Source organism: Paenibacillus sp. JT22N1 (assembly GCF_059692155.1).
In genome coordinates, this window is the sequence record NZ_JCAUAW010000010.1 from 257330 (window position 1) to 282033 (window position 24704).

At 44.2% G+C, this 24704-nt stretch carries 17 protein-coding genes; 5 read left to right on the forward strand and 12 right to left on the reverse strand.

Annotation, left to right across the window (positions count from 1 at the left end; genetic code table 11):
* Positions 1-91: 91 nt before the first annotated feature.
* From AC58UU_RS20390 to AC58UU_RS20420, 7 genes are all read right to left on the reverse strand, one after another.
* Positions 92-1702 carry a response regulator transcription factor gene (locus AC58UU_RS20390; RefSeq protein ID WP_497318547.1) on the reverse strand — a complete coding sequence of 537 codons (1611 nt, stop codon included), beginning with the start codon at positions 1700-1702 and terminating at the stop codon, positions 92-94.
* A 1-nt stretch (position 1703) separates the two neighbouring features.
* Positions 1704-3449 (reverse strand): sensor histidine kinase, encoded by a 1746-nt coding sequence (locus tag AC58UU_RS20395; protein ID WP_497318548.1) that lies wholly within the window; start codon positions 3447-3449, stop codon positions 1704-1706.
* 244 nt (positions 3450-3693) lie between these two features.
* Complete coding sequence (locus tag AC58UU_RS20400; protein ID WP_497318549.1) at positions 3694-5433, reverse strand: DUF5605 domain-containing protein; 1740 nt, start codon at positions 5431-5433, stop codon at positions 3694-3696.
* A 3-nt stretch (positions 5434-5436) separates the two neighbouring features.
* Positions 5437-6945 (reverse strand): glycerol kinase GlpK, encoded by a 1509-nt coding sequence (gene glpK / locus AC58UU_RS20405; RefSeq protein ID WP_497318550.1) that lies wholly within the window; start codon positions 6943-6945, stop codon positions 5437-5439.
* Positions 6946-6956: 11 nt separating this feature from the next.
* Positions 6957-7892, reverse strand: coding sequence for a transketolase family protein (locus tag AC58UU_RS20410; protein ID WP_497318551.1), 936 nt, complete (start codon positions 7890-7892; stop codon positions 6957-6959).
* A gap of 2 nt (positions 7893-7894) precedes the next feature.
* A complete protein-coding gene (locus AC58UU_RS20415; RefSeq protein WP_497318552.1) occupies positions 7895-8740 on the reverse strand; it encodes a transketolase in 846 nt (281 codons plus the stop codon).
* Positions 8741-8877: 137 nt separating this feature from the next.
* Entirely contained in the window at positions 8878-10311 is a 1434-nt protein-coding gene (locus AC58UU_RS20420; RefSeq protein ID WP_497318553.1) for an L-fucose/L-arabinose isomerase family protein, read from the reverse strand.
* A gap of 326 nt (positions 10312-10637) precedes the next feature.
* Between AC58UU_RS20420 and AC58UU_RS20425 the strand changes: the two genes are divergently transcribed.
* Positions 10638-11693: a LacI family DNA-binding transcriptional regulator gene (locus AC58UU_RS20425; protein ID WP_497318554.1), complete on the forward strand. Its 1056-nt coding sequence runs from the start codon at positions 10638-10640 to the stop codon at positions 11691-11693.
* Positions 11694-12115: 422 nt separating this feature from the next.
* Here the strand turns inward: AC58UU_RS20425 and AC58UU_RS20430 are convergent, their stop codons facing one another.
* Both AC58UU_RS20430 and AC58UU_RS20435 read right to left on the reverse strand, forming a co-directional pair.
* Positions 12116-14119 (reverse strand): beta-galactosidase, encoded by a 2004-nt coding sequence (locus tag AC58UU_RS20430; RefSeq protein ID WP_497318555.1) that lies wholly within the window; start codon positions 14117-14119, stop codon positions 12116-12118.
* Entirely contained in the window at positions 14116-15468 is a 1353-nt protein-coding gene (locus tag AC58UU_RS20435; protein ID WP_497318607.1) for a glycoside hydrolase family 30 protein, read from the reverse strand. The genes AC58UU_RS20430 and AC58UU_RS20435 overlap by 4 nt, the downstream gene beginning before the upstream one ends.
* Positions 15469-15594: 126 nt before the next feature.
* Here AC58UU_RS20435 and AC58UU_RS20440 point away from each other — a divergent pair, with 126 nt between their 5' ends.
* Complete coding sequence (locus AC58UU_RS20440; protein ID WP_497318556.1) at positions 15595-16512, forward strand: helix-turn-helix domain-containing protein; 918 nt, start codon at positions 15595-15597, stop codon at positions 16510-16512.
* 18 nt (positions 16513-16530) lie between these two features.
* On the opposite strand, the gene AC58UU_RS20445 is transcribed toward AC58UU_RS20440, so the two are convergent.
* Entirely contained in the window at positions 16531-18132 is a 1602-nt protein-coding gene (locus AC58UU_RS20445; RefSeq protein ID WP_497318557.1) for a response regulator, read from the reverse strand.
* Positions 18133-18134: 2 nt separating this feature from the next.
* Positions 18135-19934, reverse strand: coding sequence for a sensor histidine kinase (locus tag AC58UU_RS20450; protein WP_497318558.1), 1800 nt, complete (start codon positions 19932-19934; stop codon positions 18135-18137).
* Positions 19935-20159: 225 nt separating this feature from the next.
* Here AC58UU_RS20450 and AC58UU_RS20455 point away from each other — a divergent pair, with 225 nt between their 5' ends.
* From AC58UU_RS20455 to AC58UU_RS20465, 3 genes are all read left to right on the forward strand, one after another.
* On the forward strand, positions 20160-21515 hold the full coding sequence (locus tag AC58UU_RS20455; protein WP_497318559.1) for an extracellular solute-binding protein: 1356 nt from the start codon (positions 20160-20162) through the stop codon (positions 21513-21515).
* Between the two features lie 84 nt (positions 21516-21599).
* The gene (locus AC58UU_RS20460) at positions 21600-22490 is read left to right on the forward strand and encodes a carbohydrate ABC transporter permease (protein ID WP_497318560.1); all 891 of its coding nucleotides are present in this window, start codon (positions 21600-21602) and stop codon (positions 22488-22490) included.
* An 11-nt stretch (positions 22491-22501) separates the two neighbouring features.
* Positions 22502-23326 carry a carbohydrate ABC transporter permease gene (locus tag AC58UU_RS20465; RefSeq protein WP_497318561.1) on the forward strand — a complete coding sequence of 275 codons (825 nt, stop codon included), beginning with the start codon at positions 22502-22504 and terminating at the stop codon, positions 23324-23326.
* A 265-nt stretch (positions 23327-23591) separates the two neighbouring features.
* On the opposite strand, the gene AC58UU_RS20470 is transcribed toward AC58UU_RS20465, so the two are convergent.
* Positions 23592-24686 (reverse strand): Gfo/Idh/MocA family protein, encoded by a 1095-nt coding sequence (locus AC58UU_RS20470; RefSeq protein ID WP_497318562.1) that lies wholly within the window; start codon positions 24684-24686, stop codon positions 23592-23594.
* Positions 24687-24704: the final 18 nt, after the last annotated feature.

A 24704-nucleotide genomic window follows, 5' to 3' on the forward strand; every position in this document is an offset into this window, starting at 1 on the left:
TGCTCACCACGAATACGACTTTATACTTTAGGTTTTCCGACATTTTCGAAAAAAAAAAGACTCCACGCCTATGTTTTAGGGCGGAGTCTTTCTATCTTCTCTCAAACTGCTTTCTATATTCATTGGGATTCATACTTACAGCTTTCTTGAAAAGCGTCGAGAAGTAAGAAACATTCGAATAACCCGCTAATAGCGCTACATCGATAATGGATTTATCCGAGCCCGCAAGTAAATCCTTGGCATATTGGATCCGCTGCTGCTGTAAATAGTCGGAAATCGATAAGCCCGTTTCCTTTTTGAACACCCGTGTCAAATAATCTGGGTTTAAAAATACGTGTGCCGCGATCACATCCCTGGATAATTCCGATACGGAAATATGAGCCGCAACGTATTGTTTCACCTTTTCAACAACAGACATGCCGCCTTCCGTCGAATGGATCTGATTCATAGCCACCTCGATGACGTATTGCACCCATTCTTCCAAAGCGGTTATTGATCTCAGTACCAATTCTGGCTTTTCAGTGAATAGATTAGCTGCAAATACTTTATTCGCATGTAATCCCTTCATCTGAAGGACAAAGAAAAGCATTTGGAGAAAATCCTGATAGAAGCTGTGCAAGAGCGGAGCGCCAATTCCTTCTCTGGTCTCCCTTAACGATTTGAACAATAACTTAACCTCAGTTAGCAGCTTTTCCTTTGACCCCTGCTTCATCCACTCTGCCCAGTCATTCAAAGATGGGAGCTCTACCCTGCTCTCCCCTTTTCGCACATCCCAAAGCACAATGGTTTCATTAACCATAGAGACATTGTCTCGATCCAAATCGTCCATCCTACACACCATAGGTACGACTTCATGAAGAGAGGCAGGTTCGCTGATGTAACAGCATAGATCACAGTAAAAGTATTGATTGCAAGATTGCACGTATTCCTCGCAGACCTCTCGAAGCTCCCTCATTTGATGTTGTCGTTCGTAAGGAACCATGATCAGCAGACATCCATTATCCGGAGAAATGATCGCTGTATGCTGGTTGTTTCGCGTAATCTTCTCTTCCGCAGCATTCTTCAACGCATATTCCATAATTCGTTCATCCCGCTGATTCAGGTTCTTATGCCAACGCCTAACGCGAATCATAATCAGCACAAACCGCATGGCATCCAAAGATAATAAATTATACTTTTGTAAATGCTCCGTTATTTTGTCCTTGGTGGAGGGAATCGATTGTTGGATCAGATCCTGCCAAAAACGTTCTTTCATCAGTGGCTGATGGGACTCCCATAGCTGGTAATAATGCTTATACGTTTCCTCAAAAGAAAGAAGCTCCTGATCTTTTTTAATTTTGGCCAAAACCTTCAGGATCACATCTTCAAGCTCCTCGTAATCCACAGGCTTGAGTAAGTACTCGAAGCTGTCCAATTGGATCGCACGCTTTGCATACGAGAAATCGGAATGACACGTTAAAAATATCGTCTCTGTTCGGGAATAATGTTCTCTGACCCAGCTCAATAAATCCATGCCGGAGCCCTGAGGCATTTCGATATCGCAGATCATCAAATCGATCGGAGATGTGGCAAAGATCTCCTGTGCCTGCTTCATACTATGAGCCGTGTGAACCGTAGAAATATGGAGCTTGTCCCAGTCAACGCCAGCCTGTAATCCCCTCACTGCGTGCACTTCGTCGTCGACGATTAACACATGAACCATTTTACTCACCTCCTGTAGGTGGAACATCTGCGGGTATGCGGATTCGCACGCAAGCGCCTTTGCCGACTTCATTATAGAAATCAATAGCGGCTTTATCGGAATACAACAAGTGTAGTCTACGTTTGACATTCCAGATCCCGATGTGCTCCCCTTCCTCACTAGTCAAATCCATGTTTCCCTTCAGTAATTCCAGGATCTGATCCGGAAAGCCCGCTCCCGTATCCTCGATATAAATAACCACCCATTGGTTTTCTTCGTCTTCCTCCGTATTTACCCGGATATCAATTCGAATCTGCTCATCCATATTAACAGCATGCTTAATGGCATTTTCCACCATCGTCTGAATGACAAGAGGAGGAATCTGCAGCGAAAGAACAGCTTCTGGCGCTTCGATCTGATACGATAAAATCCCCGGAAATCGAAGCTCTTGAATACGCAAGTAGTTCTGGGTATGAAGCAGTTCATCCTTAAGTGTTACCAAATAAGAATTACTTCGGAACATAAACCGGAAGTAAGCAACAAGACACTTCGTCATCTCCTGGATTAATTTGAAATCCTTTACCGTTGCCAAGTTGTAGACGATGTTCAGCGAATTCAAAAAGAAGTGAGGGTTGATCTGAAGCTGCAAATGCTTAAGTTCCGCGTGCTGATGCATTAATTTTTCTTCATAGACGTTAATTTTCAGATGTTGAATTTCAGTGATCATACGGTTATAGGTTTCGTTCATCATACTAAACTCAGTAGATGTCGGGTAATGCTCGATTTGCGAATTCCAACGGCCATCTCCTAATTTTCTCATTGCTAAAATGATTCGGCTGATCGGCAGCAAGAACACCTTTCTCATGTAAAAGACAAACATCAGCAGAAATGCGATGGCTCCCATCGATATGATGGAAGAAATACGTTGAAGATAAGGTAAATTCTCCAAAGCGGTTTCCTCGGGGATTAAGGCGAATAAATAAAAGTTACCTTTCTTCGACGGTTCCCCCATAACTAAATAATCCGCATTCGTTCCCGAAAGTGTGTATGCCTGATTAGTTAGAGCTAATTGAATGCCTTTCTGTTCAATTAATTCTCCGTGACTCATGGGTTCTAGTTGATCTGAGGTTAAAAGCGCCGCACCGTTAGATCCCAGGTTAATGAGTTGAAGAGGGATCATCAGCTTATTTGCATCTACCCATGCCCCAACATAGACATCACCGGTTTTAATCACATGGTAGACATAATGGTTGCCTTCCGATTGCCAAGTATACCAGCGATAAACATTTGGAGTCACCGAGCTATCCTGCAGCATCGTTTCAATTTCTTTTGCCACCTGATTACGCTCCTCAAAGCTGCTTCCGAAACCTTGAGTCATGAGCAGATCTTTGTTTCGGCTGGAATATATAAAGAACGAATCGATTCCCTTGTAATAGCTGACACTGGTATTGATTGTTTGAAACAGACGAAGTTTGGCTTTCATATAATTATTTTCATTTGCAATCCTGTCCGTATCCAAATCAAGTAAATCCAAATTCGTTTGTGATAAGTTAATCAAAAAGTTGTCCACTTCCTGCAAATTGCGGTCAATCTGCCCCATGTATAAGCTCAGCATGTTTTTATTGGACTGGGCCACTTGGTTGCGAACGACTTGAGCCGAGTAATGGTTGATTATAAGCAGAACGATGATAAGAGGAACAATCGTGAATAATAGTCCAGAGAAAAGCTTGAAACGTAAGGAGTTCAGCCATAATTTCAATTTTCGCATGAAGACGCTCTCCTCTATAGGTGTAAGGTCTCCCTATTGTACAACGAAGACAGGAATAAAATCACCCTGCGATGTAACCTCTTTCATCAAGGATAAACGACTCCGTCGTCCCACTGGGACGAGTGCGTTTGTCAAGGTAGATGCGAAGCAAAAGTATAAAACTTATACTTTCTTATCTACTGAGAAAAAATGACATGCCAAACTGTTGTCAGCTTGCATGTCATTTATTGTTGTCTCCTAAACTCTATATCTTCCTTAATCTAACGGCTATATAGGGTGTCCCAGGCAGCTCAATCCGGAAGGCTCCCTCATAAGTTCCATCCTGTTCATGAACGGTCATATTCCATGTATCGATAACATCCACTTTATAACGGATGCCTGGCTTCATGCTGATCTTTCTGAAACTGGGTTGGTTAAAGCCGTAATAGTACAAGTAATATTCATCGGGAACGCCTGCTGACGGAACATCCCACTCGGACTTTAACGGATTCAGGCCTTCTGTAGGTCCCTCTTCCATGATTTTGCGTAGGAAACCGATCCGTTCAGGGCTGCTTCCGTACAGTTTCCCCCCTTTGGACCACCAAAGGATGTCCTCGTCATGCAAATAGGTTTCACCATGGCCGACATAACCGCCTCGAATGGCGCCTTCCCAGAAGCGGCGCACCATTTCCTGTCCGGAAATGTTCCCCCAGCCCTGATCAATGTTCCCTTCATACGCGCATTCGTCAATGACAATAGGCTTCTGCCACTGCTCCCGCCAATCGTTGGTATTTTCTGCAGTCCGGTAAACATCAACCCGCTGGATGCTGCAGTGAGTTATCCAAGGCCGACTATAATCGTAGAAACCGAAACAATTGTGAATGGAGATCAAGTGATGATATGGATCATTCTCCGTTACGATCTCAGCGAAGCGTTCCCAATCCTCCGTCTCCTTTTTCCACATCAAATCGTACTCATTGGCGAGTGACCACCAAACATGACGATAAGCCGATAAACGGGCTGTCAGATAACGCAAGTAACGGTCATCTGCGGATTTGGACATTTCGGAGAAACCCCAACGGTCATAACCATGGAATAAAATCAAGTCTGCTTCGATTCCAAGCTTCCCGAGTTCTGCGATTCTATTTTCCAAGTGCTGAAAGAAGGCAGGATTGAATCGCGTATAATCCCAATCTTCCGGGGCGGAACCCTCGTAAGGGTAATAAACAGGCTCATTCGCGTTGAACTGATAGGATTTCGGGAAGACACACATACGCATCTTATTGAAAGGGGCAGATTTAAGCGTAGCTAACGTCTCCTCCTCCAACTCATCGCCTTGATGGGTCCAAACGTAACTGGTGGTCCCGACCGGAATATATGGCGTCCCATCCTCGTAAGCGAAATGGAAGGTATGCTTCACCCGTACTGGTCCATGGTTCCCCTCAGTAGGGCCTGTACATATAAACTGCCCGGTCAGTCCACAAAGGGAACGTGCGTTACAATTGGTTCTGTATGTCCATGTTCCTTCCACATCCGGCATAAAACGAATCCGATAAATACCTTGCCCGTCATAAAAACCTTGAGTCCGGACAATTCGGCCTTTGAAGCTGAATTCGGCTTCCAATCTTACTTCTACGAACGGATTGCCATGTTGCGGCCCTTGAAGCGTTAGCTCGTAGACGCCCCATTTTTCGATTTGATCGGGCGCATTGGTTATCGCCGACCCCAGAGCTACAGTGTCATTCTCATAAACGAGCGCTGGAGTGATATCTTCCTCCGTTTCTGCTTCAACTTCGATTAGGGACAACTCTGTGAGTATTGTCTCCATCAATTCCGGTGCTATTATCCAAGCTGGATTGAACGCATTGTACGATAGCAACGTATTTTTCTTAATGAACGAAAGAAATGGGGAATCCTTCAGATGAGGTAAATATTTCAAAAGCACGGCTCGACCTGCTGGACTCGCCCAAATTTGACCGATCTTCGACTCTTCATTTAACGTCATTGTCTACGCCTCCGCCTTTTTATTTGTGCATAGTACCGAAGCTACCGCATGATTCCATCCAGTGATATGCTGTTCACGTATGTTTTTCTTCATCTTTGACTCATAGACGGAATAAGATTGGCCACGGTTTTTAAGCTCATCAAGCGATAACCAATAACCGACCCCTAGCCCTCCCAAATATACAGAACCCATCGCAGAAAGCTCGGCAACCTCCGATTTGATGACGCTGCGTTCCAGCACATCTGCTTGAAACTGCATGAGGGTGGCGTTATCGGAAGCGCCTCCATCTGTGCGCAGTTCTTTCAGCTGGATGCCGGATTCAGATTGCATCAGCTCTACCGCATCATTTACTTGGTAGGCAATGCTCTCTAGCGCTGCACGTATGATGTGTGACTTTCCACTTCCTCTGCTCATCCCCATAATTGCCGCCCTGGCGTAGGGGTCCCAATAAGGAGCGCCTAGTCCGACGAAAGCCGGCACTAGGTATACACCTTCGTTATTCGGAGCTTGAGCTATCAATTCCTCCATCTCCTCAAAACTGCTAAAGAGGCCCAATTGGTCACGAACCCATTTAATCGTATCGCCGGAGGTTCGGATGATAGCTTCAAGCGCATAAGTGATCCTGCCGCTCATCCCCCATGCAATGGTAGTCACCAAGCCATTTCCAAGCTGATCATGTTTCTTGCCAATGTTCATGAGTACAGAGGTGCCGGTTCCGTATGTTGCTTTGGCCATACCGGTATCAAAACATTGATTGCCAAATAAAGCGGCTTGAGAGTCGCCTATGATACCAGAGATAGGAATCTTTACTGAGAATAGCTCAGGATCCTGTGTATAGCCGAAAATCTCATCTGACGATTTAACCTCAGGCAGTAAGGTAGATGGAACCTGGAACCATTCGCATAATTCTTTGTCCCACTCCAGCGTATGAATATTGAATAATGACGTTCGGCTAGCATTCGTATAGTCAGTAGCATGAACGCTGCCCCCTGTGAGCTTCCACAGGAGCCAGCTGTCTATCGTACCGGCCAGAAGCTTTTCTTGTTCGAGTTTCTCCCTAGCACCTTCTGCATGCTCCAATATCCATCCCCACTTGGTGGCAGAGAAGTAAGGGTCGAGGACAAGACCTGTCTTGGCTCGAACGATTTCTTCCATGTTGGCAGCCTTAAGCTCCGCGCATCGGTCCGCTGTCCGCTGACACTGCCAAACGATAGCGGGATAGACAGGCAAACCGGATGTTCGATCCCAAACCACGGCCGTTTCTCGCTGATTGGTGATGGTCAGGCCTGCTAACTGAATGGCTTCAATACCGGCTAATTCCATGGCATGTTGAGCTGTTTTTTTGACATTGTTATAGATCTCAAGAGGATCGTGCTCCACCCAGCCAGGTTGCGGATAACTCTGCTTATGTTCCGCCGTACTGCGGGCGATGATACTTCCGGAACGATCTACGATCAAGGCCTTCGTACCCGATGTACTTTGGTCTATGGCTAGGATATAGGTTTCAATCATGAGCTGCCCACCTACTTGCCAAGCATTTCAAGCGCTACACGCTTGAGATTATCTGTGTGGATCCCGTAATGCTTGAATACTTCCGAGCTTTTGCCTGCGATGGCCGGTTCATCCGGAATACCGATTATACGCATTGGAACGGGTTGATGTTGGACGACTACTTCTGCAACTGCTGCGCCGAGTCCACCGAAGATACTGTGCTCTTCCACCGTAATGATATGCCCAGTTTCTCTAGCAGCCCGAATGATCGCTTCTTCGTCTAACGGCTTAATCGTGTGCATATTGATGACACGGCAGGATACTCCGACCTCTTGTAGTGCTTTCTCCGTATCGAGGGCTACCCGAACGGTTTCCCCTGTAGCAATGATCGTCAGATCCTTGCCATCACGCAACGTCACCGCTTTGCCAATGATGAATTCATAGTCATCGGATTCGTAGACATCCTCAACAGCATTTCTACCAATACGAACATAAACGCCGCCTTGGTGCTTAACTAAAGCCTCAGTCATTCTCTTCGTTTCGTGACGATCGGCAGGCAATACGACCGCAAGTCCCGGGATTGCTCGCGCTACAGCTATATCCTGAACAGAATGGTGTGACATACCAAGGGCGCCATAGCTGACTCCTCCACTTATGCCTACAAGCTTCACGTTGGTTCCAGAATAGGCCACATCCACTTTGATTTGCTCGATGCTGCGCATACTTAGGAAACAAGCCGGTGAAGTGACAAAGGGCTTCTTCCCGCTATGAGCTAGACCAGCAGATATACCGACTATATTTTGCTCGGCGATGCCGACTTCAACGAATTGATTTGGGAACGCCTTGGCAAAAGGCGCCATAGCCGCGGAACCTCGGGAATCGCTGGTGAGAACCATAATATCTTGATCGGTTTCAGCTAGATTCATTAGTGTCTCGCAAATAACCTGACGATTAGGGATCGTATTCATGTTTAGCGCACCTGCCCTTCTTGACTCAATAGCTCAAGCGCCGCGGAGAGTTCTGCCAATGCTTCCGAAAGCTGTGTATCATTTGGTACATGATGATGCCACGCAGGGTTATTCTCGGCAAAAGAAACACCCTTGCCTTTCACCGTATTGGCCATAACCAAGGTAGGTTTTCCAGGTACAGTTGGCACTTCCGCGAAAGCCTCTACCAGAGATTCCATATCGTTACCGTCAATAGATACAACATTCCAACCAAATGCCGTCCATTTCTCCTCAAGTGGCTCAAGCCCCATGACTTCTTCCGTGCTGCCGCTGATTTGCAGGCGATTTCGGTCAATAATACCCACGAGATTATCAAGTTTGAAATGAGGACCAGCCATAGCTGCTTCCCATACAGAGCCTTCTGCCTGCTCACCATCACCCATGAGACAGAATACCCGATAGCTCTTACCATCTCGTTTAGCTGCAAGCGCCATGCCTACCGAAATAGCAAGCCCATGCCCAAGAGCACCGGTGTTCATTTCAATCCCAGGCACCTTATTGTTAGGATGGCCGATCAGACGTGTACCGAACTGACTGAAGGTCCCAAGTTCTTCTTTCGGGAAAAATCCTAGGTCGGCAAGGATACACCAAAGTGATTCCACGGAGTGGCCCTTGCTAGCGATGAAGCGGTCCCGCTCGGCCCATTTCGGATTCTGTTGATCGATTTTCATAATTTTATAATATAAGGCCGTTAAAATATCCGTATTGCTGAGAGAACCGCCGGTATGTCCCGTCTTGGCTCCGTGTATCATCTTCAGCAGATCCATTCGGATCTGGATGGCTTTTGCTTTCAGTTCTATATGGTTCATAATATCCTCCTTAGAGTTTTGCTTTAGCAAAACTGACTTCGTAAGCATTAACTGAGTTTTCCGTAGGAAAACTAGCTTCGTAAGCTTTAACTGAGTTTTGCTTTAGCAAAACTGACTTCGTAAGCATACGCTTTGGTTTACAGATCAGAGCCGCGCAGCCACGCCTGAATTTCTTGTACAGTCGGATCAACTGGATCCGGAGATAGACCTGGTATATATTGGCATGCTTCATAAAGTGCAGGAATCACGTTAGCATGAATCCCAACGGCATGATGAACGTAAGGCCCTTTCACCAGCTTTTCTTCCCATAGCGGCCAGTCATTGACTTCCACCCATACATAGGAACCGCGTGTATAAGGACCCTTGATACCTTGTGCACGCCCTAAAAACAATTGATATTCCCCATGGTCGCCGTCAAAGCGGGCCAGCGTTATTCCGCCACCTTTGATTTCCCCTTCGTGTGTACCAGGCGCATGGTCGTCGAACAAGAAGTGCTTGCGCAGCTTCGGCTTATCCTCAACCGAGAGAGAGACAGGGAAATTACCGCAGTGAAAGAGCAGCTCTCCGTTCGGATTCTCAGGATGACGGACCGTCAAGTCGGCGAAGAACGTCGGAGCTTGATTCATCGAAGCAGCCTGCACCATGATAGAGGTAATTGCTCCGTGAATGTCAGTTTCGCAGGTTACTGGAATCTGCTCATCCGTTAGAATCGCATTGGCCAAACAAGGCATAATTCCCATAGCATCTTGAAGGGAAGACCAACATTGGATGGCGATAGCTGTACTGCCGGTTTTGGTTGCGTATTGTTTCATAGCTACCTTCAGGGCTGCAATGCGTTTCACGTCATCCTCAGTAACTTCGCTATAATCAAGCTTTTCTTTGATGTAAGCAATGGCTTCATTCAGCTCAGCACTGTTTCCCTTTTCAATCTGTTTCGATGTCCGTTGAATATCAATTAGCGTAATCGGATGAATCTCGATGCCGAACCTCTCCAGCAGCTCCCCTTCGTTACACATCATCGTTAAGAATGAAGCTGGTCGGGGTCCAATCTGCAAAATACGCAGGTTACGCATTTGACGAACCACGTTTGCAGCGGCAATGAAATTGATAAATCCACGTTCAAATACCGGGTCATTCACCCGACTGTTGGTCACATAAGTAAAAGGCACATTAAATCGGCGAAGCACTTTACCTGTGGCGAAGAGCCCACATTGTGTATCCCTTAAACGCATACCGTCCTCAAGAGGCGATTCATCACGAGGCCCCCATAACAACACGGGCTTTCCAAGCGCTTTACCGACCCTAGCTACGGTGTCCTCGGTACCAAAGTTACAATGCGGAAAAAAGACAGCGTCCACCTTTTCTTCTTTAAAACGTTCAATAATTGCATCCGCATTGATGTGGTCATCATAAAGCAGCCCCTCAGAATTCAATCCTTCTAAGTCAACGATGTCGATGTCCAAACCGAAGCTTTCGATTTTCTCCCGGATTTGAACCTTATACTTGAAAGCATCTTCAGCGCTAAATACAAAACGACGGGTAGGGGCGTATCCCAGTTTAAATTTCTTCATGTCACGGCTCTCCTCTAAAATTCAAATGATAAATAGATGCATAAACAACTAAACACAATAAGGATGAATACAAATAAATGAACTAAACTATAATAAAAGTTTAGTTATTAATTTTATAAACAATTTACTTAACAATCTTTATAAAATCATCCTATCACCCTAAATTTCAGGTGTCAACGACTTATTTTAGCTATTTAAAATAAAAATTTAGTCTTATAGCAACTAAACTTAACTAAACAAATTAGATTCATCTTGTATATGTTTATCAATCGTTGTAAACTAAACTTACTTAACGAATTAGTTAACATGAAATGAGGAATCCGATAATGAAGATGGAAGATATTGCAAAATTAGCAGGCGTTTCAAAATCTGCCGTATCCTTTGCTTTCAGTGGAAAGCCTGGAATCAGTCCAGAAACACGTGACCGCATCCTGCAAATCGCACAGGAAAGCGGATACCTCCCTAGAGCAAAATCCCCATCCATTGACCATACAGCTAAATCGCTTACCTTTTTAGTCATTTCAAACTCTGGAATCGTATTAGAGCAGTTTTATCAACAACCATTCTTTAGGGAACTTATCCAATTCATAGAGGAACGATGCCGTACGAAAGGCTATTCCTTACTTTTTTCTTCCATCGATATGGAGTTTTTGGAGAGGGATATTCGGATGGTTGCAGAGGAAAAGAAAAGCAATGGCGTCGTCCTTCTAGGTACGAACTTAAATAGGGAGCAAATCGCAGATATTGCCAATAAACTTCAATCGCCTCTCGTTGTTTTGGACACCTGCTTTGATACGCTGCCGATTCATTTTGTAGAGATTAACAATTTTATGGGCGCTTATCAGGCCGGCACTCATCTCTGTGAGATAGGGCATACCGATATTGGCTATATTGAATCGAATGTGAGAATTCATAATTTCGAGGAGAGAAAGCGTGGCTTTACCTCAGCCATTCAAGAACATGGCAGGGAGATTTTGAATACCCACAGATTTTCCGTTGCGCCTACCATCCTCTCCTCCCAAGATTCGCTCAAAGCTCAGTTGACCGCATTCCTGAAGGAAGGGCATCGTTTGCCGACCGCTCTATTTTGCGAATGCGATTATATCGCCATCAGCGCAATGAAGACACTTCACGAACTCGGATACCGAATTCCAGATGATGTGTCCGTTATCGGTTTTGACAATATCTCCGAAGCGGTTATTGTTTCGCCAGAGTTAACGACCGTCCATGTGGAAAAACAGAGAATGGCTTATCTCGCTGTGGATCTGCTTATTGAATCGATTGAGTTAGAGCAAAGTGCTGGCACTAAGATCAAGGTCGATACGCATTTCATCGAGAGACTATCTTCGCGAGCGAATCATGCAAATGCAGCAATAGACTAGGTCAAAAAGTGATATAGCCTATTACGGCTTTTCAATCGAAACCCTTTAACCACTTTTAGTTGAATTAGAAGCTACTGGGTGGGTTATTTCTGCGGAATGATCCACATGCGCTGTGTTCGGCATCAAATAAGAGTCTCTGGAGACTCTTATCTATCACCATTAGCTACTTTCTCTCGAAATAAGCTACTAGGGACTCTTATTTCTGCGAAATGATCCGTATGTGAAGTGCTCGGCATCAAATAAGAGTCTCTGGAGACTCTTATCGTCTACCATTAGCCACTTTTTCTCGAAATAGAAGCTACTAGGGGCTCTTATTCTCGTGGAATGATCCGTATGCGCAAAAAACAAAAGCAGACTGCGTTGCCAAGAATCACAAAAGAAGACTGCCTCACTGGGCAGTCTTCTTTATATATCCTCAGCAGTTACGCTTCTTCGATAATCGCAATTCCCCAGCGAGTCAGCTCCCTGACCTCCCCTTGCTTCACTGCCTGTCCGCTCAACAATTCTTTCCCCTCCGCATGCGGATACTTCAACGTCTCGGTACGATCCGAGTAATTGAAATAGTAACGAACGGTCTTCCCTTGGTCATTTACACCCGACTTCACAATAAGAGGATACTGAGTATCTTGATCCTTCCCCCATAGTCCGGCATCCTTGACTGTCGTTTCCAGCACCTTGCTCATCACGGCAGCGCTCGGCAGACAGCCAACATAAGTCGTAGTGCCTTTCCCATAGCGGTTCTTTGTAATAGCCGCATACGCTCCCCAATGAGGATGGTCATAAGAAGCCAATACTTCCGCTGTCGTAGGAGTAAGCAGTTCCATCCATGTGTTCACTGTGTTGTCCTCCGGTCCAACTTCAAAAGGGTCACCCTTGAATGAAGCGGATTTCGGCTCCACAAATAGGCTGTAGCGGACACCGCAAGCTTCATCGATAGCGCCTGGTTGAAGTGTGGTGCGGACTTTGACATGTTCATTGGTGAAGCCGCTTTTAAACGTGTATACGACATGCCCACCATTTCTGACGAAAGCGTTCAACCGCTCCAGCAGTTCATCTGATGCTGCATATAAGGCTGGAACTAGAATCAGGTCATAGTTCTCAAACCTATCGCTGTCCGGATGAACGATATCACAACCGATATTCATTTTATATAAAGCGTCGTACATAAGCCGAACAATATCGTTATAGTTGACTTGACGACCGGGCAGAGGGAACCATTCCATCGCCGTCAAAGCCTCATTGCTGACCAACATCGCGACCCGATTCGATTTCTGCAGATTCACAAGATGCGGCGACAATCGATTAAAATCTCTGCCGATGGTCTTGGCTTCTTCATAAACAGGATTCGACTCGAAGTCGTGACTTAGCAAGCCCTTCCAGTAGGTTTCGGCTGAATTGTGTATCGAATGCCAATGCCAATAAGAGACCATATTAGCACCAGAGGCCAGATGACTGAATGCTTGAAGCCTTAATTGTCCTGGGTAAGGAGTCCAGTTAGGAAAAGCTTGTGCCTGCGTTTCCAATACGAAATAATTGGTTCCTTTTAGAGAACGGGTAACGTCTCCGCCAAAAGAAATTTCGGTTCCAGTCAGTTCATCTTGCGAAGGATGATAAATGTCCACTCCCGCTATATCCAAAGACGCCGACGCAGCAAAATGGTCTACATCCGGTTGGACACCGAAGGAGTAACCTCTCCACTCGAAATCAAAGTTATGCGTAACAAACTGACCTTGCCGTTTATATTCATTAACGATAGATGCTTGCCAAGCTAGGAAATCAGTGACGAGCTTCCTTTGGAATCGGGCGAATTCCGCCCCTAGACTGCCGTTGATCGTACCGACGACAGAAGGGAAATCCTCCCAGCTGTTTATTCGGTTACTCCAGTAGTCCAACCCGAATTCCTCATTGAGACGTTCTAGGGTCCCGAACTTGTCTTTCATATATTTCACGAACATGAACTGGACGTTGGAACCCGCAGTTTGATAATGCTTGGTCTCGTTATCTACCTGGTAACCGATAATCGCAGGGTGATCTTGGACATGTCCGATTAGCTTACGAATGATTCTTTCGGCATAAAACAAATACGTTGGATTCGTAATGTCCATAATTTGACGAGCCCCATAACGTCCAGGCCCCTTCGGAGTAACGGCCAGAACGTCAGGATGTTCCTTGACCATCCAAGTGGGAATCGCATACGTAGGAGTTCCCACGATGACCTTGATCCCGGCTTCATACATCGCATCCAGCACCCGATCGACATGTGAGAACTCGAATACCCCGTTCTGCGGTTCATGCGTGCTCCAAGTCGATTCGGCAATGCGCACCAGATTAATACCGGCATCCTTCATCATTTGGATATCTTGATCCAATCGTTCATACGGCATATATTCCCTGTAATACGCTACACCATAAAGCAGCTCCTTCATCGCCCATTTCCTCCATTAAACACAATCGTATTGAACGAATCTGGTTCAAGTTCAAATGTATGAACCTTTGTTCCCTCTGATAAACGAACAGCCTTTGTTTCTGCAAACGAATTGGCGATCACGACCACTTTATCTCCGTTCGGCTTTTCAAAAGCAAGCGCATTTCCGGTCCATGGGCCTTTTAAACCTATGCGTACAGATTCTGGAGAAACAAAGTGGGAGAAGTGCTTCATCACATAATATTCTGGGTTAAAAGTCGCTGCCTTGGTCGCTGGATCTACCGTGATCATCGAATTTTGCTCCCAGCCCCATGTGCTGCGTCCCTTCGGCTCAAGCACCATGTTCCAATAGATGTAGGCGTTCACGCCGTTCGTGAAATAATGCTGATACAAATTAAAGATGTATTTGGCATAATCCCAAGTATTCGTACCGTCTCCACATTCATTTTCTGTCTGCATGTAACGTAGTTCCGGATAGCTTTGTACAGTTCGTTGGATTCCGTATTTTCCAGCCCATTGGTAGCCAACACCTTTAATATACTTGTAAGCTTCAGGATCACTTAGCACCGTAAAAGCATAGGCATTGAAATCAGACGACGATTTTTTCAACCATTCCTGCCACGGTTCTGGCGCGTTAATCGTTCCCAGCCAAATTTCAGCATCAATCCCATGCTTCTCGAATGCAGGGCCCAAGTAATCTCGAATGAAATCGCGGAGCTGTTCCCCTGTCCACAAACAGGATGGGAATTTTTGATCAGCAACAACTTCGTTTTGAACGTGAATTTGATGAATCGTAATCCCTTCATTGCGGTATGCTTCTACATATTTGACGAAATAAAGCGCATATGCCGCTAATATCTCTTTTTCCCAACGTAATGTGCCATAGTTATAGACTTTTGGGAACTTCATCCAAGTTGGAGGGCTCCAAGGGGAGGCGAAAAACTTCAAATCCGGATTATAGCTTAAAGCTTCTTTTATATACGGAATCAAATATTTCAGATCCCTCTCGATGGAGAAATGCTTCATTTCAAAATCGCCATCTGTCTCATTTAGACTATACCACTCGAGTGCGTAATCACTTGCGCCGATCGGAAGACGGCAAATACTGAACTTATGGTCTCCATCCGGATGAAACAGGGAGTGTAGAACCTGCCCGCGTTCCTTTTCTGACAAATGCGCAAGCGCGGCGAAACCTAACTCATTGAAACATCCACCGAAGCCTTCCACCATTTGAAATGTTTCATCAGTGAAAGCAAGGTTTGCAGCGTCGCTGCCATTATTAGACACTAGCTTTTCTTGCCACACGGATTCTTTCGTGCTTGATATCCACTGTATGTTAGCGTTTTCCATCATCTATGACCTCCATCTGTTATTCGTACGACTTGATCCTTTTCTCTCTTTATTATAGATTGAGAGTAGTTCCGTACGCGATTGTCCAAACAACGTGAAATTTACCCAAAACCAAGGTGAAACGATATGGCTAAGGATAAACAGTATTTGATTTGGCAAAACAACGCGAGTTGGCTCCCTATGTTTGATTGGAATGTCAAATTTTTCGGAGCTCATCTACAGCGTGTGAAAAACAATTGGGAGATGCCCATAGAATCTCATATTGGCTTTGAAGTTAACTTAATTCTAGAGGGATGTCAGGAAACGATCATGGAAAAGAATCGTTACTTGCTGCAAGTAGGAGATATCATCCTCATCCCGCCAGGCTTCAAACATGCTAACCGATGTATATCAGAGGAAGGCATGACGTATTTCACTGCCCATTTCAACGTAGACGACCCCCTATTTCGCCAAGAAATGATCAAAAACTCTAAGACTCTCTTCCCGTCTGAGACCGAGGAAAATGGTAAACTGCGCAAGGTACTCGATTATTGGGTTGAATTGGCTGGGCAACCTCGCGAATATACGACAACAGATCGATTTCGCTTACAAGCTACTTTATTTGAGTTATTTGGAATTCTGTCGCAAATCGTCTGTCCGGCACAGGATCAGGATCAGAATGAAAGCATCCCCCCCACTTCTGTTCAGTATGCCAAAGCAATTGCTGAAGCCATCAAAGCATCCTTCAATCCATATTCTCCAATGGACGAAGAAACGCTCGAAAAGAAATTTCGGATCGAGGACATTGTTTCTTCACTTGGGATCAGCTCTGGTTATGGACTTGAGGTATTCCGCAAAGTGTTTGGGATGTCTCCACGACAGTATTTGTCCGATCTTAAATTGCATGAAGCGAAGGTCCTCATTGCGCAGCCCGATCTACCTCTCAAAAAAATCGCTTCCTTATTGGGTTATTCTCATTTGTCTCATTTCAGCAGACAATTTAAACGGTGGAGTGGGATGAGCCCCTTGCAGTACCGACAATCAAAAAAAGCTGCCCATCATTAGGCAGCTTTCTCTATGACATTAACCGTCAAGATTGTTCCGGTATTGGCTGGGAGTCATGCCCATGTACTTTTTAAAAACCTGAAAAAAGTACTTCTCGTCGTTGTAACCGACCTCATGTGCAATATCACTTAATTTTTGACTTCGATTATTCAGCCGTTCACAAGCATGATCAATGCGGATTTTATGCAAATACTCCAAAAAATTTGTTTTTAATTCCTGTTTAAACAAAAGGCTTAAATACCCTGGTGTGATAAAGACTTCACGCGCCACCGTCTCACGGTTAATATCTTTGTAATAGTTTTGCCGGATGTATTCGAGGACAGATTCAAACAATTTATTGTTGTTTTTCTTGATATTTAACTGCTCACTAACTCGTAATAAAATATCTGAGAGCGCCTGCATGATGAAATCCATACTTGAATGCTCGACGATATGCGTTAGTTCTGCCAAGTTTTGCCCGAAAACTTCATTTGTGTTAATGTTTTTTTCAATGCAGAATCTATACAAGGCAAAAACCAAAGCAAGCGTTGATTTCAGAACATGCTCTTTTGAGGTGCTTTCCGGTTTTAATGCCTCGTTAAATGCTTTTAATGTTGTCAAAATGGTCTCCGAATCCCCAATCAAAACGGCTTGAAGAATCGCTTTCTCTTGAGATAAGGGATATGACGTATATACTGGATCGTCGTCTACGGTTTCTTTGTAATCCACAATTTGTTCCGTACCGATAAAATATTTCATATCTAATGCTCTCACCGCTTCCAGATAAGAGGTTCTTAAATGAGTGATATCCTTATCAAAGCTGCCGATGCCGACTGAGACCGAAAATCTAAGATATTTTTTAATATTGTGTTGAACTTTCTCTACGTGTGGAATCAATCCCTCCGTTCCCGTCCATTCCTCCGAATTAAAAATAAGGATCGTGTCATCTTGGTGTTCAAAAGCAGCACAAAGAAAGACACCCGTCATCGTTTCTTCAGCTATATTTTTCAGACCAAACTTAAACAGCTCGATATCCTCGTTACGGTACTTTCGCTGCATCAAATGAAAATTATCAATTTGTAAAACGATAATACCAAAGAATAAATGCGGGAATTCGAAGCCATGGATAAGTAAGTTAGCCAGAAGACGATCGTAAGGCGGATTATCTGTCATAACGAGTCGACTAAGCGTCTTCTCCTTCAATAAGGGAAAGCTCTCGCGAAATCCACTTTCAAGCTGCTCTAAGGTTCGCTCCTGCTTGCGTTCCTCTTCAATAACACTTTTCAACTTGAGTACTGTATCCAAAATTTCTTGTCTTCTGCTAGGTTTCAAAAGATAATCGCTAGCGCCTATCGCAAGTGCCTTCTTTGCATAGGCAAATTCGTCGTGTCCGCTCATGATTACGCATTTCATATGAGGATATTCGCTCGTAACTCTCTCGATGAGTGCAAGGCCATCCATCTCCGGCATGCGGATATCAGTGAGCAGGATGTCGACGTGATTTTCCTTCATCCGTTCAAGGGCCTCTGCCCCATCTCGTGCTTCTGAAACAATCGTAATGCCATGGTTCACCCAATCAATGAGCGTACGGATACCGACACGTGCTCTTTCCTCATCATCGACAATCATCAGGTTGATCATGCTCACTGTGCCTCCTGAGTATCAGGTATAGCGGGGATCACAATCTCCACTCGTGTCCCTTTGCCCGGTTCGCTAATATAGTTCAAATGATAGGCATCTTTGTAATAGTGCTTTAGCCTTGCATTCACATTCTGAATAGCGTAGCCGCCTGTTTCTTGACCCGTGTAGACATCACTCACAGGTTGACTTTCTAATATACTTTGAATCATTGCCTCATCCATGCCAGGCCCGTCATCTTCGATCGTAAAACGTAGTGTCTCACCCGTTAAGCTGCCTACAACGGATACATATCCACCGCCGCGCTTCCTCTCAATGCCGTGAACCAATGCATTCTCGATAAAAGGCTGCAGGATCAGCTTAAGCATCACATAACTCTCCATTTCATCTGGTATATCGACCTGGTAACTTAAAAGATCTTTAAATCTCATTTTTTGCAAAGATAAATATAATTCAATCAATTCCTTCTCTTTTTTAACGTTGGTAAAGCTCTTACCACGGTTCAGACTTAAACGGAACAATCGTGACAAATTGATGATCATCTCGCTGATTCGGCTTTGACCGGACGCTTCAGCCTCCCAAAAAATGGTATCCAACATATTGTACAAAAAGTGAGGATTGATCTGCGATTGAAGTGCTTTTAACTCCGCTTCCTTTTCTTTGAGTTGCAGCAAGTAGACATCGTCAACCAAGGTCTTAATATTGGTAACCATATGATTGTATCCGCGACTTAATTCACCGATCTCATCTTTGTACTTGATATCAACCCGCTCATCAAAATGACCATTCTGAAAACGTTTCATGGATAGTAATAATTTCTGAATCGGAGCAGTGAGCAGGAACGTCAGAATCATCATAAAGGGAATGCTCAGCAGCAGACAGGCCAGAATCAGCACGAGGACAAAAACCTTGATTGAACTCAGCTCTTTTGTAAGCAGTACAAGCGGAACCGCATAGAACGTTTGCCAGCCGTTTTCATTGATTCCACTATATGAGATCAACAAATCTTCCCCATTATCATGAACAATCAGCGATCCAGGATTCGTGTTTTTTCTTATTTCTGTGAGTGACGGAGCCGAGTCATCGGTTTGAAAAAACGTTTTTCCAGCCTTCAATAACGAGGAGCCGTTTTCATCTAGAATGAGTATGCCGTGGTCCTGATCGTATAAATTTTTGAGATACTTATTACGAATCGTATCTACGTTGATTCCGACGAATATGAAACCAAGCATACTACCATCTTTTACACTACGGATCATGCGGCTCATTCCAATTTTCTCATTCCTATTGTTCTGCAAGAAAACGTTGTTCTCATCTTTCAACGGGAACCAAAAAGAAGCGCCGTTCAATGCGATCGTTCGCTCATATACAGTACTTTTTTGTATATTTAACAAAGTATTAGGACCACTGCTATCATCACTTGCTTCTTGAAAGACAGGCAATAGGCCTTTTCCGTATAGAGCTAAATAGTCAAAATTTCTTGTAACCAGCATCTGATTCATGATCGAAGCTGTCGGACCCGAATACAACATACTTTCCAATTCGTTGGTTTCGCCTACATAGTTTATGAGACCTTCTTGTACTACGGACGCTAAGCTAAACACTGTTACCCAATCCGCAATGTTTTTCTGGAGTGTCGTAAGGTTATTATCAACTTCCTTAATGACTCCAAGATTCGTTGAACTAACCTTACTAACGATTTGCTTCTTTGAAGTTTGGTAAGAATAATACCCAAGTGTTAGTGAAAGCACGACGATTAGCAGGTAAAACAGAATGAATATTTTATATTTGATACTTAAATTCAAATAGAAATTTCCCACAAGGATCACAATCCTTATTTTTTTTAAAAGGAGCCCTTTTATTGTAAGTATTGTATCCTCACGACATTGATTTAACAATGCAATTGGTGAAATATTCGACAAATTTAAACTTTCCCCGTTTTTTCTCTACTGACCTAATCAAGATCATTTTGTTAAGATCAGTGTACGAAATTAATGATGTTTCCAAATTAGCATATAGGGGGAAATAAGATGACAAAGAAAAATAAACTCGTTCGAGCAACCATTTTGACAGCTGCAATCGCCATGGTTGGTACACTGGCTGCTTGCGGAACAAACAGCGGCCAGAGCCCCAGCTCGCCTAGCCCTACAACGACAACCGCTAAAAAAGAGGGGACGCCTGTTACTCTTCGTTTCTTCTCCAACCTGCCTGATCGCAAATCCGGGCAAGGACTTGCTGAACAGATGTCCATTGATAGTTATATGAAAGAAAATCCGAATGTCAAAATTGAAGTCGAAGCTCTAGCTGAAGAACCTTTCAAAAACAAACTGAAAGCATATATGGCTTCAAATGAATCGATTGATATCACAATGGTACATGGCGGAGCCGAATTAAGTACGCTTGTAAAAGCCAAATATGTAAAAGAATTAGATCCAAAAGCATATGAAGGAGATAAATACAACTTCCTCCCTGGCGTATTTAGATCTTTCACCTTTGACAGCAAAGTGTATGGACTGCCGAGAAACAGCGACTATGAAGTCATTTACTACAACAAGAAATTGTTTGCTGATAACGGAGTCAAAGTTCCTACAACCTACAATGAGCTGCTCGATGCAGCTAAAGCATTCAGGGCAAAAGGTGTAACACCGATGTCCACGAATGGTAAAGATCTATGGAGCTTCGGTGAGATGTTCCAGAACACAGCTCAACGGATTAACGGTGACCAGAATGCGATACTTGACGCCGTGGATCAAAAGAAATCGTTTGCTCAGGATGAAAGCTTCCTGCAAACCGCAAAACTCTTGAAACAAATGCTCGACGTAAAAATGTTCCAAGATGCATTTATGACTTCAGACTACGGCGCATCGCAAAACCTATTCGCGCAAGAGAAAGCAGCTATGTGGTATATGGGCTCTTGGGAAGCAGGTATGGCAACAAATGAAAAACTTCCTGAATCGTTCCGTAAAAATCTTGGCGTTATTAAATACCCTATTGTTGAAGGCGGTAAAGGTAAAGAAAACGACTTGCTCGCTTGGAACGGCGGTGGCTATGCCCTGACGACTGCATCCAAGAATCCGGAAGAAGCTAAAAAGTTTTTTGATTATTTAATGAGTGCTAACCAATGGCCGAAAAATGCTTGGGACACTGGCGCTGCTGTTCCTGCTCAAAAATACACACTGACCGGCAAAGAGAGCGAAATTCAAAAGCAGCTTACAGACATCTTGGTCAATGCTTCATCTACAGCAGGCGTATCGTTTATTGACTATGGCACACCTGCATTCAAAGATGATGTACAAAACGCATTCGGCAAATTCTTTGCTGGAGCTTCCACACCTGAACAGCTGGTAAATGATTTGCAAACGGCAGCAACAAAACAAAAAAAGTAACAGATAGTTAAATAAAGAAAAAGATACGGGCAGGTCTTGTTTCCTGTCCTTATCTGTATCCAAACGGAAGGAGCCGAAAGGACCATGCAAAAAGTGCTCGGCAACAAACTGGCTATTTTTCTTTTCGTGTTTCCAGGTATTCTATTATTCATCCTTACATTTCTGGCTCCGATTATTCTAAGCGCCTATTATTCACTCACCGATACGCTTGCACCTGGGACTGAATTCAACATGGTCGGACTACAAAATTATAAAGAATTGCTTACTGATGATCCGCGCTTTTGGAAATCACTGCTGAATGCTCTTCTCCTTGCAGCTGGCTGTATTTTCCTTCAGCATCCCATTTGTATATTTTTTGCCATCATGTTAGACCGTATCGGAGGAAAAGCGGAAAAGGTATTCCGTACCATCTTTTTCATCCCCTGTGTCATATCCGTTGTCGTTATATCTAGAATGTGGTTAACGATTTTCGATCCTGAGTTCGGTATGTTTAATAAAATTCTGGACTTGTCCGGGCTCGGATTTTTAAAGCACGCTTGGTTAGGCGACACGCATACGGCTTTAGGAACTTTATTATTTATTCTGATCTGGTCGGGCTTCGGCTGGGGTTTGCTGTTCTATTACGCCGGTATAAAAGGAATTCCAGAAGAGCTGTACGAAGCCGCTCATTTAGACGGAGCTTCTGGGTTTAAGCTGCATTGGAAAATAACCGTTCCCTTGCTTTCACCTGTCATTTCCGTTCAAGTTACCCTTGCCATTGTTACAGCTTTAAAGCAGATGGAAACTGTCTTTCTTACTACAAATGGCGGACCTGGCGATTCCACTCAATTCTTGGCCGTTTACTTATATAACAAGGCGTTCTCAGCGAGCCAATACGGTTATGCAAACGCAATTTCAATTCTTTTTATTCTCATCTGCTTGATCGCCACGTATGTAAGCAACAAGTTAATTCGTAGCGATGCAGCAGAATACTAGGCGGTGATGTCATGAAGAAAAAACATAAAATAATGCTTTGGATTTTGTTCCTGCTGGTTTCCTTCGGGCAATTATTTCCGTTAATTTGGTTGGTCGACTTTTCTTTTAATAGCAGCAGCGATTTTTTCTCCTCCAGCATTTTGAAATGGCCAAGCCCACCTCAATGGCAAAACTATGTAAATGCATGGGTCGATGGCAAATTCCCAAAGTACTTGTTAAACAGTGTGCTGATTTCATCTGTAACTATTATCTTGACTGTCTTCCTTTCTTTGTCGCTAGCCTATGCGTTTACCCGCATGCAGTGGAAGACGCGTTCCTTTTTTTTCACAATTATTTTGCTGGGCATTATGATTCCGATTCATGCAACATTGCTTCCCAACTTTGCTATTTTCAAAAGCCTTGGATTGACGAATTCCTACCTAGGTTTGATTCTTCCCTACACGGCCGTTTCGGTACCTCTTGGAACCTTCATTCTATCCGGATTTTTGCGCAGCATTCCTGGAGCTATTGAAGAATCAGCTGTTATGGACGGTTGCAGCATTTACAGGATTGTCTTTCAAATTATCATGCCGCTTACAATGCCGGCATTAGTCACCATAGCGGTAACAACGTTTCTAACATGCTGGAATGAATTTATTATGGCATCCACATTCTTAAGTAAAGATTCACTTAAAACATTGCCTTTCTCTGTGATGAATTTCACCGGTCAATATTCTTCCGATTATGGTTCACAATTTGCCGTTATGGTATTAACATCAATACCAGCTATTATCATCTACGCTATTTTTAATGAACAAATTACCAAAGGTGTTACCGCAGGTGCAGTCAAGGGTTGATGTTCTAAATGTAAACCAGCAAGCTAGCTTTTGTGTCCGAACAAACTTAAGCGCCTCACCGATAATCGGATGAGGCGCTTAAGTTTGTTGCAAACGAAGTTCATACTTCCATTGGATTTTTCCAATGAAATTGATCTTCAGGCTTCGAAATTCGTGCTTCTATTGGAGTAACTCCAATGAAAGTAGCAGCAGACTGCGAAATTTATAAAGTAGGAACTGAATTTTCCAAATATGACATAGGAACAGCCCCCGCATCTAAAACTTTTTATAGCACAGAGTAAGGTGACAGCGGGGCTGGTTTCTCACAGCTGCTTTGCATCACGTAATGCTTCCCTGAGTCGGACGCATCGTGGAAGCCATGCATCGCCTCGAGCACGTGGTACGCCAGCTCACCATTCGCGCGGTGTGCATCACTTTGGCCGCTTATCAGGGCCTCAGCCATGGCCGCAACACCTAAACCACGGTGGTTTTCTTTGTAGCCATGTGACAGTGGAATCGGCTCCCAATCTGAACCGCCTTTACGAATAAGCACCTGACCTCCGAACGTATTCGGATCCGGAACACGTAAAGAACCTTGACTGCCGTAGATTTCAATGTTCGGCAGCTGTGTGCCTCCCATAATATCAAAGCTTGTTACAAGCGTAGCAATCGCACCACTGTGGAAATCCAGCACACCAGCAATATGAGTTGGGGTATCTACTGTAATTTTTTGGCCGCGTTTCTTCTCACTAGAAATAGTACGCTCCGGGAAACTAGCGGCAGCGGAGCCGGTTACTCGGCGAATTGGGCCAAGTAAAGCCACAAGCGCTGTTAAGTAGTATGGACCCATATCGAACATAGGGCCGCCGCCCTTTGCATAATAAAATTCAGGATCCGGATGCCAGTGCTCATGTCCTTTGCCCATCATGAATGCCGTTGCCGCGATCGGTGTGCCAATCCAGCCGTCATTTATCAGCTTCAAACACGTTTGAATACCTCCTCCAAGGAACGTATCCGGTGCACTACCAACCAGTAATCCCTTGCGGCGCGCAACTTCTAGGATCTGCAAACCTTCTTCACGGGTTACTGCTAGCGGCTTCTCCACATACACGTGTTTTCCCGCTTCCAACACTTGAATACAGACATCGGCATGTGCTGCCGGAATCGTCAAATTAATCACAATATCAATATTCGGATCATTCAATAGCTCTTGAACCGTGTACGCATGAGGAATGCTGAATTCCTCCGCACGAGCCTTTGCTCTATCCAAATCGATATCGGCACACGCGAGCAGCTCCAAATGCTCAAAGTTAGGAATATTTTTCATATAGGCTGCACTAATATTCCCGCAACCGATAATACCAACTTTCTTCTTACTCATCTCTTACTTCCCCCTAAT